The sequence below is a fragment of the Flagellimonas ochracea genome (genome assembly GCF_009903685.1).
Taxonomy (GTDB): Bacteria; Bacteroidota; Bacteroidia; order Flavobacteriales; family Flavobacteriaceae; genus Flagellimonas; species Flagellimonas ochracea.
On sequence record NZ_JAAABI010000009.1, the window covers coordinates 1 to 12,204 of the forward strand.

The following is a 12,204-nucleotide window of genomic DNA, read 5'->3' on the forward strand; positions in this document are numbered from 1 at the left end:
GAGGCATTGGCGTTAATAAAAGAGGGGCAAAAGAAGGAACGGCATAAATCATTGGTTGGCCTACTGGAGGAGAATCTTATATCGGGATTGAGCTTTTCCGAAACGATAAGGGAAAGAAAAGAATTCAGCGAATATGAGTATTACTCACTGATGATAGGTGAAGAATCCGGTACGTTGGAAACTATAACCAAGGAATTGGGGCATTTTTTTTCGAAGAAGAATGAGCAACACAGGAATTTAGTTAACGCACTGACCTATCCCGTAATTATTTTGACCACAGCGGTCTTGGTCGTTGTCTTTATGTTACGAATGGTCGTGCCCATGTTCCAGGATATCTTTGCCCAGAACAACGTGGAATTGCCTTGGATCACCCGATTTATTGTCAACATATCACAGTTTTTGGGAAGTTATGGTCTATGGCTGGTTCTCATATTTTTTGTTTTGCTTCTTTTAAAAAAACTAGTGCTTAGGAAAGATGGGTTCAAAAGAAAAATGGATTACATTACCTTGCGGATTCCCTATTTTGGCAATTTTGTAAAAGCGGTGCACCTTTCCCAGTTCACCAGGGCACTTGCTCTTCTGGTTTCATCCAGCGTTCCTCTACTAAAAAGTATCCAGCTAGCAGGCAAAATGATAAACTTTTACCCTTTGAAGGATGCTTTGGACCAAGTTAGTGATGGCATAGTACGGGGCGAAAGCCTGAGTGAGAGTCTAAAATATCATAAAATATTTGATGGTAAAATGATTGCCTTGGTAAAAGTTGCAGAGGAAACAAACCAAACTCAATATATGTTTGATAGACTAAATCAACAGTATGCGATAGAAGTGCAACAAAAGTCCAAGTTACTAAGTACACTTTTAGAACCTGCTATTATTCTCATTGTAGGTGTTTGTGTGGGAGTCATTTTGGTTGCAATGTATTTGCCCATGTTTAGATTGGGCAGCGTACTATAATTGATGGCGTCGTTCGAAGGTTCACCCCAGAGCATTTTTTGATGACTTGTATTACCTATATATGTTTTTTATTTAAACGATTAATTTGTAATGTTTATATTTGAAATGCAAAAACACTCGTAAATTTTGCATCGAAATGTACTGATTTAAACCAAGTTAAGAGTTCGGTGAATCAGCTCAGAAGACAAGTGTAAAATATTGATATTTAAGGTTTTGAGATGGCTATTTTAATCCTGCCACCCCGACTTTAACATAATTTTAACAATTTAAAGTTCTGATTTTCAGGACTTTAATTTTTTGGGGAAATGCCAAAAACACACCAAAAACACCCTTAAAAGTTACCTATTCGGTTACCTCCTTTTTCTAGCGGCCTGAAAGGACCCGTGTCTACTGGGCTAGAGGGGATTTGGTTGTCGGGCATCCAGGTCGAAACAATTCTATTTTGGTTAACTCTCTGATTTTGGGTTGTTTAATCGCACCCAAATAAGGTAATTTTTTGGAGCATCCATTCAATTTAGGCCAATTAGTTTCAATTTGGCAGTGAGGTTCGTCGGGCGACCTCCCGACACTATTTTAAACTGGTCGGAGATTGATGTTTTACAGGTTACAAGTATTCCACGAAGTTTTACGAAATCTGGAATCGATTAATCTACTTGATAAGGGAAAATTGTTGATTGAAAGTTTCGTTTAAAGGACTTTCGAATTCTGACTTTGAATGTCAATTACCTTGACCAACATGTTTTGGGTCTTAATTCTTTTAAATAGGCATTTTCCATGGCTCTAAGGATTTGGAGTGTAACCGGTCTAGCCAAACTATCGTTTCTTTGTATGCCAAAGCAATACCTGTCGGGATGAAACATTTTAAGGATTACTTTTACAGGGTCATCCTTTTTGGTTAAAATGAAGTATTCCAGGGAAAGCTAGTCCTCAATGATGGCCAAGATGGCTCCATTTCCAGGCCTTCGAAGGCCTTATCCAGATTTGGATAAGAAACAAAAATAAAACCCGAAACGTTGGCAAATTATATTTGTTATATATTTATCAAGTCGGCGAAAAAACGTCGTCGCGAAAGTTGTGGAGACGGTTACCTTGATTGCTAAAATCAGGGTAACCGTTTGGTTTAAAAGGGATTGTGTATTGGTATCAAAACCAGCATCACTTTGTTCTAAAGCCCATCCATTCTAATTAAGGATTATCCGGTCAAATTTGCAAACGGTCTTACTCCAAACTGATTTAAATATTCGTGTAATAGCCTTTTCTCTACCTCTCTTGGATTTTCTTTTGGTGTTAGCTTCCAACAAAAAATCAAGTCAGCATTATTTTTTAGTTGCCAAATTAATCTGCCTCCCCAATGCCCCACGTTTTTTGTTTTTCCAAATCTCAAATATTGCCCAAGCCTAGAGTTTAATGTTCCATTTCCTGTTGGACTCCCTGCTTTTCCTATGTAAACGACTTGTGAGTTATCTACATAATTGCTTTTTAGTTCTGACACTGGAACATTTGGATTTCTTCCTTTGAAAAATCCACCGACTCCAGGATAAATAAATTCAGTTTTATTATAAGCTGGATTGATTACTAGATAAACCCCCTTAACTCTCGGAATAATCGATTTGTCTAACCAAAGCTCTGTCGCTGATTTAAAACCACTGAATCCATTTTTCTTAATGTCACCAATATTATTGAAATCCACAATCGGTTATTTGAACTTCATACAGTCAGTATTCCCTATAATGTTATCGGATTTTAATCAATTTCTACAGAAATAGGTCCGCCATGAGAAACATATCCCCCACCAATTTCATCGATATTAACATCTAGTTCCTCGTTAGTGTCTATACCAACTATATTAACATCAATTTGATCATAATTGCTCAACGTCACACTAATGGTTCCATCTTCATTTAAAGGAACCAATCCATAATTCATTGCTGGCAATAGTTCAGAATTTTCCATAGGTTCATTTGCATAAGCCTTTGGCAGTAGATCTAAATTCGTTATGGTCAATATTGTTAGGTTTACTGCTATAATAGTTAAAACAATTTTGGTGTATTTATCCATTTTCATATGATGAATTTTATTGATTGTTGAATCGTTTTTTTGAACTTTTAATTCTCTTACTACTTCAGAAGATACTATTTTACTGATCTGGCCAATAAAAGAATTTCTTTAGTAATTAGCTCAGCATTTTCTTTTTTAGTAATTATGGTACCGTGATTTGCTTCAATATCAAATTGTTTGCCGTTGGTAGATAGCTCTTTAAGTTCTTTTTGCATTTCAAACCATTTTTGTGCATCCCCATATTGTTTTGTTGCTGTAAAAACCAAAACAGGTAATGAATCTAAACTGCTAGCTTGACCTGCCCGCATAAGAACATCGTCGTTTATGTTATTTTCTTTTAGATACCTACGATAAATTTTTCCTGAATAAGAAGTAAGATTAGCATTGCGAATCTGGCAATCTTTCGGTAAATATTCATTCATGGATTTTGGCTTGATTATCCTATCATAGACTCCCAATATTCCCATATCAGCAAGTATTGCGAAAGATTTTATCATGTTAATTTGACTTTTGTCAAATAGCCCGTTTTCTGCCAGTCGTTCCCATTGTTCAGGATGGCTCGAATCCATAAAAACAAGCCCTTTTACTTCATCCGGGTAAAGGTCTCTGTAGATTCGATTATAAGGGCCGCCCATGGAGTGGCCTGCCAATATATAAGGTGGTTTTTCACCATTTTTTTCGAGCAGTTTATGTAATTGTCGAGCATAAAATTCCGGTGTAATGCTGTCTTTACTCGGTTCACTGAACCATTTTCCTTCTCTATCATAGCGAACAACCCTCATATTTCCTTTCAATCCTTCTGCAATCCAATGAAATACATCTGTATTCCCTCCTGCACCTGCCTCAAGAATTAGGGTTGGTAAATCTTTTTTTTCGCCTTCTGCTCTAATATGAAGCTTAGTACCTTCGACATCTACTAATTCTCCTGGTGGAACTGGTTTTGAACTAAACATACGGTATGATGCTCCAGATATTATTATCAGAGCAATAATCCCAACTGATATTTTACCAATCCATTTGATACTTTTTAGCAGTAACTTCATCTTTGTTTGAACTTTGATTACGGTCTTGGCTATTAGTATTTGCGTAGCAATTACTTATAACCATTGTTGTATGGCGTTATTTTTCATTTTTTTCCAATTCCAACCAGCGTTCATAAGAAATTATTCCATTCTCAGGTTTTCCTTTTCCGTCCAAGATTCCAATAAATTCAAGTGAATGTCCATCTGGGTCGTCAAAATAAATCGCTATTGCTGGCATCCAAGCAAATACCATTGGTCTATCGGTTCCGTCATTTAAAAAGTTCCTGCATTTTAAGTCTCGAGATTTTAAGAAATCAACGGATTCTTTCAGTACCCACTCAGGATCACATTCGAATGCAAAATGTCGAATGTCAATTTCCTCTTTTGGTCTTTCCCATAAACCAAGCATAAACTGCTTGTCTTTTCCAATCCAAAAAAAAGCAGCTCTTCGTTCCTCTTCATAATGACATTGTTTTAATTCAAGAACATTACCATAAAACTCAATCGAGCGTTCAATGTTCTCAACGAATAAATGGGTTTCATAAAGTCCTTTAATCATCTTGGGTCGTTTTTAATGCCATACAACTTGTTCATAGCGATGTAAAATACACTTCTATACTCCCAAATCGGGATAAATTCGTTGTATTTGATAATCTAGTATTCGAATCGTTTATTTAAACTTATATGCCTAATAAATCAAGAAGACCCTGCTTTATATAGAACCTATGAACTTTTCTTGATTTCATTGGGTTATTTGGATCATACTTTACTGTGAAATCAAATTCCAATCTTCCTTTCAATCCTGATAGGGGATATGATCTAAGTACTAATGTATCAATTGGATTTATCAGTGTTAATGAGAAACTTGGCTTTACACCATTAAATTTTCTCAACTCATCTTTAAAATAATTATCCTTATTTAAAAAGTATTCACCAGCAGATTTAAGCGTTGACAAATCACCTATTAGAAGTTGTTCTTTGGTTTCCATATCAAAATAAACAATCTTTTCAATTGAACTGTAGTCATAATCTGGATAACCCTGGGGTCTATCCTGACTTTCCAAGAAGTCACATGAAATCAAGGTCACAAAGAATATAAGGACAGCAATTGATTTTATCGTTTTCATGGATTATTGAATACAGATTAGAAAGGTATATCCATTTTTTGAACTATAGCAACCATTGCCATATGGGTAGTTGGAAGTCCATCAAAAAGTATCACCTAAACTTCATTGTTATCTGTTGGCTATTTTTAATTTCATTTCTTCCTGAGTTAAGGATTTTCTCAAATTTCTATTTTCGAGAAAATCGGTCACCGAGTTAAAGTTGCTATCGACATTGATAATTGAAATAGATTTTGAAGTCACACCTGTTAAATGGTGCAATAGTGAACTTCCAACAAGTCTATTTCTCATTTCTTTCTTTACTGCAATTTGCAAAATTCGGTTATTGTTCGAATTCAGGACTGTATAACCACATAACTCTGTTCCCATATACGCAAGAAAACAAAGGGCATCACGGCCTAAATTTATAATCGTCTCTTTGGTGTTTTGCCAAGTGGGTTCCATCTCACCTATTTGATTGAGTTCTTCAAAGTTTGCATTTTCAAACTGTCGGATTACTACTTCCCTGTTTATTTTATTGACAATAGGTTCTCCATTATAGCAACTTAATCCCCTTACAGGTTTAAACCCAATCTTTTCATACGATTTAATTGCCGGGGTGTTATTTGAGATGACTTCCAATATAATTTCACCAAATGCCATTCTTTCTAATTCCGGCCTTATAAAATCATACATTCTTCTTGTAAGAGCTCGTCCTCTTTCATCAGGAATTACACCAGTTCCGGCATTGTAAGCTTTTCTTACTCCTCCCACTTTTCTGTCACCATGTAAAACAAAGCCAATCAGCTTTTGCTTTCTAAACGCCCCAATTGAAATTTCCGGGTTTATGTTTTCAGCGGTTATTTTGGTCTCAAGCAGGTCAAGATTTAGCTTAAATGGTATTGAATAATCTGAAAACGATAAATTGAAACAATTCAATATTTCTTGATTACTTGTATTTGATAGCGTTTTAATTTTAACCATTTTGATTCAGCTAGCTAGTAAGAAAGTGAACAACCATCTATCTAATCGATAACTATTGCTCATTTATATTTTCATATATCTTGTTTTGTATATTCCCTCCATTTTTTAATAAATATCTTTATTACTTGGAAATCAGGCAAATTTGCATGGGTTTAACTTTATACGGTAACATTTGGACATAGTTTCTTCTTCGCAAGTTTCCACTTTCTATGGTTGGTGGCAGTTTTCGGTATGCCTTTTCGCATTTCTGGCGCTATTATCAATTTGGTATCATATTGGCAAAAAACAAGACGATTTTGGCCAAGTATGGTTGGCGCTTTCAATTTTATGCTGGTCCGTTTCCGGTCTGGTTGAAATAGTGTCCTGGGAACCCATTGGATTGGGTGTGCATTTTAAAGAGGGATTGAGAAGCGTGTTCTCATTATTGAACAGTCTTTTTATACTACTGTCCCTGCCATGGTTCAGATATCTACCCAAGCCATTTGCTCCTCTCATAAAATCTAATTTCTGGCCCTATATCATCGGAATCCCATTTGTTTTTGCCCTTTTCCCCACACTTCATAAAATGTTTCTCGCGAGCACGGCTTTAATAATCAGTGAACTGGATGTATATTATGCGTTGCTGACGTTGTTCTTCTTGGGCTTTGTACTTTGGGAATCATTTGTAAAAAGAAGGCTTCCGCTATTGGGGTGGCTTTCAATAATTACAATTGCTGTAACATTGTTGGCCCAGATATACAAGCTCTTGGATGACACAATTAACCTACTGTTGTTCTCTGCGATATTCAAAACATCCCTAATCATGCTTTTCTTTGCTCTGGCCCTAAGCTGGGTAAAGGAGCTTACGGAAACCGTAATTCCTTCACCGCACCAGTTAAAACTCCGGTTTCTCAAAAAGAGTGGATGGGGCAACAAGGATAGTTTTCAAGTGTCGATGCAAGGATTTTCTGGAAATAAAGATAGGGTTGTGTCGCTCACACCGGCTCTTTACAGACTATTTAAGCTTTTTGCTGAGCGCAGGCTTGACAAAACTGAAGGATGGCTTGAAATCAAACCCAAAAACTTTGATGTCTCCAAAACATATGACATCAATGATCACAATGAGATAAAAAGACTTATTGCAGCCCTGTTGGATGGACTCTTTGGTAAACAGAGTTGGACAAAAGATAAGCACTTTGTACCCTTAAAAAACACTTTATTTGAAATGTCGGAACATAGGGAACGAAGAATAAGGCTATTGCTCCCCCAAGAAAACATTGCCCTTGAAAATGATGGGTAAATCCGGCGTTTGTCAGTTTTCCAACTACTGACATTTTCATATTATTTCCGACATAGGCCAATTAATCAGATTCTGCTCATGAAATTTCAGAAACTTTTGGATTATGGGTACACTGCTGATTTCGAATTTGCAATTACTTTCTACAGTTCAACGGATTGCATCATCCACGGAAAAAGGTTTGGATGAAAAAATCAATGACGGCTTTATGCCCTTTGCTGTATGGTGGGAAAAATTGATTTTGTCTGAAGTGGAATTATTTGGCATAGGAATTCCCTTGGTACTGATAATTCTAATCTTGGGAGCCCTGTTTTTTACACTCTATTTTGGTTTCGTTAATATTCGCCATTTTCCAACGGCCATACAGGTGGTAAGAGGAAAATTTGATGAATTCGAGAAAGAGGCGCCAAAGTTAAAACCTGTCGTCCATGAGGTGGATGGGGATTTGAGGGGGACCATTAAGGACGAGAGCCAGTTAGGTGAGGTCAATCACTTTCAGGCCCTGGCAACCGCTGTATCGGGCACTGTTGGACTTGGCAACATTGCGCTGGTGGCAGTTGCCATCTCTGTTGGAGGACCTGGGGCTACCTTTTGGATGGTATTAGCAGGATTACTGGGAATGTCAACCAAGTTTGTGGAATGCACTTTGGGAGTCAAATACCGTGATATAGATAGTGAGGGGAAGGTTTTTGGTGGACCCATGTACTATTTGTCTAGAGGACTTAAGGAAAAGGGACTTGGATATTTCGGCAAGTTTTTGGCCATTGTATTTGCCGTTCTATGCGTAGGTGCATCTTTTGGAGGGGGCAATGCTTTTCAGAGTAACCAGGCAGCCGCTCAGATTATAGGGTCATTCGGACTTTCAGGTCACGCCACCGGTAGCATAATTGGGCTGGTCTTTGCCATCTTGGCGGGTATTGTCATTATTGGAGGCATCAAACGGATTGCCAAGGTAACGGAAAAAGTGGTGCCGATTATGGCCATTTTGTACGTAGGAGCTGCCCTTTTTATCATTTTTTCCAAAATTGAATTGGTTGATGATGTGTTCAGGCTTATTCTGTCTGAAGCCTTTGAGCCGGTTGCAACCATCTCTGGTGGATTCGTGGGAGTCATGATTCAGGGGTTTAGGCGTGCAGCATTTTCAAATGAGGCCGGGGCGGGGTCCGCTGCAATAGCACACTCAGCTGTGAATACGGCCTACCCGGCTTCCGAGGGATTGGTTGGTCTGTTAGAACCTTTCATCGACACCGTATTGATCTGCTCGATGACGGCAATAGTCATTATTCTTTTTAACATGGACGGCACATTTGTATATGGAAATGTGGTGAATGGGCAAGCACTTTTTAATGATGGCAGTCGTCTGGGAGGCGTTAACATTACCTCCCTGGCCTTCGAAAGTTCAATCAAAGGTTCATCCTATTTGTTGATGATAGCGGTTTGCATGTTCGCCTTTTCAACCATTCTGTCCTGGTCCTATTATGGCCTTCAAGCTTGGAAATATCTTTTTGGTCGAGGAAAACGAACCGATTTAACCTACAAGTTGCTTTTTCTGGTTTTCACGGTTTTGGGTGCCGCTATAACCTTGGATGCCGTGATAAAGTTTTCTGACGCCATGATATTGGCTTTAGTGTTTCCCAATATGATAGGGCTATTGATTCTGTTTCCAAACGTAAAGAAAGAATTTGCCAATTATCTTTCACTTATTAAGAAATCCAAATTGAAATGACAACGAATCCTTTTTTTCTAGCGGACTCGGCTATGATTTCATTGTGGAATCATCCGCAGGATTATTCCGTCGAAATCCAGACCTTTAATTTAATAATTAAACTTTGTTTTAACTCGTTGCCACAATGAATTATAGCCATTGTTAGCTGCTGGCTTTTTTTAGTTCATAGATTATGTTGTCGGCATTGTGTTCATCTTTTTTCCCCAACACAACTTTGAATCCATTCCTTTCCAGTAATTTTTTTGAACTTCCATTTAGTCTATGCGTGAAAGCTTCTATGGTTTCTAAATTCAGATTGTCAAATCCAAAAGCCATAATACTTTTTAGGGATTCATTCATTATTCCTTTCCCTTGGAATTTAGGCGATAAATCATATCCAACTTCAGCTATTTTTTTGTCCTTTGAAAAATTCCAAAGACAAATGCTCCCAATCATTCCCTTTTGGTTTTTCTCGGTTATTGTCCAGTAATACAAATCTCGATTGTCAATTCCATCATTGATTTTTACGATGAATTCCAATGCCTTTTCTTTAGATTCAGCACTTGGGCGCTTGACAAATTCATTTACAATTTTGTCCGAGCGCAAGTATGAAATCATTTCCCAGTCAGATTGTTGTAATCTTCTCAATAAAAGTCGGTCGGTTTCTATTTCAGGAAAAGTTTTGGTCATTTTTACGGCTTGCAGCTAACTTGTTTATATGGATGTAAAATACATCGTTTTACTCCCATATTGGAACAAACTCGATGTATTTGATCATCCTAAATTCGAATCGTTTATTTGAACTTTAATAGTGGAATCTTATAGTCCTAAGATATCGAATATAGGTTAAATAGGGGTTAGGATATTTGTCCCTTGATTAGTAGAGTTCTTAACGTCGAATTAAAGGAAAATACCCCATCCTTAGGAGCAGTTCACACAAAATCATCTTCCATTTATACAAATTCCCAAATTTTACTCCTTTGATTGGCTATATTCAAAATATAAAAGTAAAATCCATGAGAAAACTGTTTGTCCTATTGGTTACGACCCTATATTCACTTACTCTGAGTTCCCAAGATATTCTTGTCTCTGAGAAGGTGGACAACCTTTACTCTAAAATAATTAAGGCTAATGGAAGTTCACTTCAAAATTGGGCCATGAAACAAGCAAAAAGTGGTTATAGCATTAAATCCACACCCTCTGGGAAGAAAATGAGCAGTTTAAAAAAGGTAGAGCAAGAAATTTTACTCTTTACTGTTCAGATAGAACATTTAAAAATATTGAAAGAAGAAGTCCACTCAATCAAAGCGGGCAGCAAAATCCGGAAACAAAGAGAAAAGGAACTAGCCCAAAAGTTGAAGCAAGCAGATAGCACTGCGACTAGTATTTTGAAAAAAACTGATGATGGTGCCAATGCAATAATTGGTAAAGTGGGGTAAACTCCTAATCGCTTGCCATAATTTTTAAATCCTTTATTTAAACCTTAGTCCAACTCAGTTCGTTGTTGGCTGCTGTGCGATGTACGAATTTACAAGCGTCTTTTACCACCTGTATATTTTCTACCTAATAGCCTTTGATTGAATTCATATCTATTTAGAGCATAGTGTCTTTCTAGTTCTAATCTCTCTTTCTGAACTCGGATTTTATTTTGCTCAATTAAATGATTTAAAAACTTTTGAACTCTCAATGTCCAATTTCCATTTGTAGTTGCATTTAAGAATGCTTTGCGCGAAAATTCCGCCACGCTAGCATATTTACCAATTTGAGGGAATAAGCAGTAGAGACTATTTCGCATGCTTTCGGGGTCTTCCAATGTTCCGTCTCCTAGGAAGTCAAAGATAACTGGCACAGAACTTTTAAGCCAAGCTTCTGGGAAACAGAACTCAGGAAACCAAACCTCAAATATTCCCGATTTATCTGTTCTGCGTACTTCACTGATTCCATTACTTTTCCATTCTTTAAAAAAACGAGGGAAATCTCTTTTTAGGCGCGTACCGTCTACAACCCACACCATATTCTTATAGAAACCCTCACGCTTTCTGCGCTCTTCCGGATTGAGGCGTGAATGCTGAAATTCAATTACCAGTCCTTTTTTCGTTTGGATATCAGCTATGTGTTTTTCATTTGTGTCACTATCAAATTGAATAACTTCCTGCCATTCGATTGGATAATTTCCTTTCCATTTTCGATGCCATTCTGTTTCTGTTTCCCACCAAGTATCACATTGGTATTTTCTTTTATGTGCCCAATGATTTATTTTAAAATCTCCACATTTTGCGATCATTTCCGCTCCACAGCTTTGACAAAAACCTTTTGCTCCCTTTGAAGCTTCAACTTTTACGCCATCAATTAATGCGAATCTCATTTAAAAGTTACTTTTTACTTATTGGAATATTTGCATTTCAGCCAACATTGGAATATAGTACATAATGACTTATATCCGATTTATAAGCAATCATTTTATTGAACTTTGTAAACCATCACACAATAGGAAAAACCATCATTTTGTTCAGGGTTAAACATCTCCGAAGCTTTAAAAACTTTATATTCTCCTGGCCCATAATATTCATTCCAGATTATTTCGTCTTGAATATCAAGAATCAAATCTTCAGTTATCGTCACTATATAATCATCGAGTGGCTTATCAATGAAGGTACAATTTAGCCAAAAGTCTCCCTGATTTGTTATTATGTCTTCTTTACTCTTATGTATCCAGACTTTCGTTTTGTACATGGTGATCTGGATCATCAAAGTTTTTCAAAATATCTTCTGCCATGTTCTGGAATCTCAGATATAAAAGATGGCGAAGGATTTGGAATAAAAAGATTCCCACATATTGAGCTGTATACTTGATTTATAGCTTGACCTTCAATTGCTAAGTCAAAACTACCATCATTATTATCAATGATTTCTAAGCTACCTTCTGCAAAAATAATCGTTTGTTGACCTTCCTGTTTCCACAAAGTGGCCAACCCAGCTCCACTAACATGCAAGGTTATTATATTTTCATCATTTCCAACATAGCCAGGAAAATTGACTGTCCGCCAAGTGCCAATAAAATCATCTATAGTCAACATCTTAAGCTCACTAAATACCAACGAA

At 37.0% G+C, this 12,204-nt stretch carries 14 protein-coding genes; 4 read left to right on the forward strand and 10 right to left on the reverse strand.

Annotated features, from left to right (window positions below; translation table 11 throughout):
* A partial coding sequence (locus GTQ34_RS15805; protein WP_166524780.1) for a type II secretion system F family protein occupies positions 1-954 on the forward strand: 954 nt, incomplete at its 5' end.
* A 1,192-nt stretch (positions 955-2,146) separates the two neighbouring features.
* Here the strand turns inward: GTQ34_RS15805 and GTQ34_RS15810 are convergent.
* The 6 genes from GTQ34_RS15810 to GTQ34_RS15835 form a co-directional block, all read right to left on the reverse strand.
* Positions 2,147-2,644 (reverse strand): hypothetical protein, encoded by a 498-nt coding sequence (locus tag GTQ34_RS15810; RefSeq protein WP_166524781.1) that lies wholly within the window; start codon positions 2,642-2,644, stop codon positions 2,147-2,149.
* Between the two features lie 53 nt (positions 2,645-2,697).
* Complete coding sequence (locus GTQ34_RS15815; protein WP_166524782.1) at positions 2,698-3,018, reverse strand: hypothetical protein; 321 nt, start codon at positions 3,016-3,018, stop codon at positions 2,698-2,700.
* A 68-nt stretch (positions 3,019-3,086) separates the two neighbouring features.
* Entirely contained in the window at positions 3,087-4,055 is a 969-nt protein-coding gene (locus GTQ34_RS15820) for an alpha/beta fold hydrolase (RefSeq protein WP_166524783.1), read from the reverse strand.
* Between the two features lie 76 nt (positions 4,056-4,131).
* Entirely contained in the window at positions 4,132-4,593 is a 462-nt protein-coding gene (locus tag GTQ34_RS15825) for a VOC family protein (protein ID WP_166524784.1), read from the reverse strand.
* A gap of 121 nt (positions 4,594-4,714) precedes the next feature.
* Complete coding sequence (locus tag GTQ34_RS15830; RefSeq protein ID WP_166524785.1) at positions 4,715-5,161, reverse strand: hypothetical protein; 447 nt, start codon at positions 5,159-5,161, stop codon at positions 4,715-4,717.
* 108 nt (positions 5,162-5,269) lie between these two features.
* Positions 5,270-6,121, reverse strand: a complete 852-nt coding sequence (locus tag GTQ34_RS15835; RefSeq protein WP_166524786.1) for a GNAT family N-acetyltransferase — start codon at positions 6,119-6,121, stop codon at positions 5,270-5,272.
* A gap of 172 nt (positions 6,122-6,293) precedes the next feature.
* On the opposite strand from GTQ34_RS15835, the gene GTQ34_RS15840 reads away from it, so the two are divergent.
* Positions 6,294-7,400, forward strand: a complete 1,107-nt coding sequence (locus tag GTQ34_RS15840) for a hypothetical protein (protein ID WP_166524787.1) — start codon at positions 6,294-6,296, stop codon at positions 7,398-7,400.
* 103 nt (positions 7,401-7,503) lie between these two features.
* Entirely contained in the window at positions 7,504-9,123 is a 1,620-nt protein-coding gene (locus GTQ34_RS15845) for an alanine/glycine:cation symporter family protein (protein ID WP_166524788.1), read from the forward strand.
* A gap of 141 nt (positions 9,124-9,264) precedes the next feature.
* Here the strand turns inward: GTQ34_RS15845 and GTQ34_RS15850 are convergent, their stop codons facing one another.
* On the reverse strand, positions 9,265-9,792 hold the full coding sequence (locus tag GTQ34_RS15850; protein WP_166524789.1) for a GNAT family N-acetyltransferase: 528 nt from the start codon (positions 9,790-9,792) through the stop codon (positions 9,265-9,267).
* Between the two features lie 467 nt (positions 9,793-10,259).
* Here GTQ34_RS15850 and GTQ34_RS15855 point away from each other — a divergent pair, with 467 nt between their 5' ends.
* Positions 10,260-10,541: a hypothetical protein gene (locus tag GTQ34_RS15855; protein ID WP_166524790.1), complete on the forward strand. Its 282-nt coding sequence runs from the start codon at positions 10,260-10,262 to the stop codon at positions 10,539-10,541.
* Between the two features lie 89 nt (positions 10,542-10,630).
* On the opposite strand, the gene GTQ34_RS15860 is transcribed toward GTQ34_RS15855, so the two are convergent.
* From GTQ34_RS15860 to GTQ34_RS15870, 3 genes are all read right to left on the reverse strand, one after another.
* Positions 10,631-11,467, reverse strand: a complete 837-nt coding sequence (locus tag GTQ34_RS15860) for a competence protein CoiA (RefSeq protein WP_166524791.1) — start codon at positions 11,465-11,467, stop codon at positions 10,631-10,633.
* Between the two features lie 95 nt (positions 11,468-11,562).
* A complete protein-coding gene (locus tag GTQ34_RS15865; protein ID WP_166524792.1) occupies positions 11,563-11,835 on the reverse strand; it encodes a hypothetical protein in 273 nt (90 codons plus the stop codon).
* A 14-nt stretch (positions 11,836-11,849) separates the two neighbouring features.
* Positions 11,850-12,179, reverse strand: coding sequence for a hypothetical protein (locus GTQ34_RS15870; RefSeq protein WP_166524793.1), 330 nt, complete (start codon positions 12,177-12,179; stop codon positions 11,850-11,852).
* Positions 12,180-12,204: the final 25 nt, after the last annotated feature.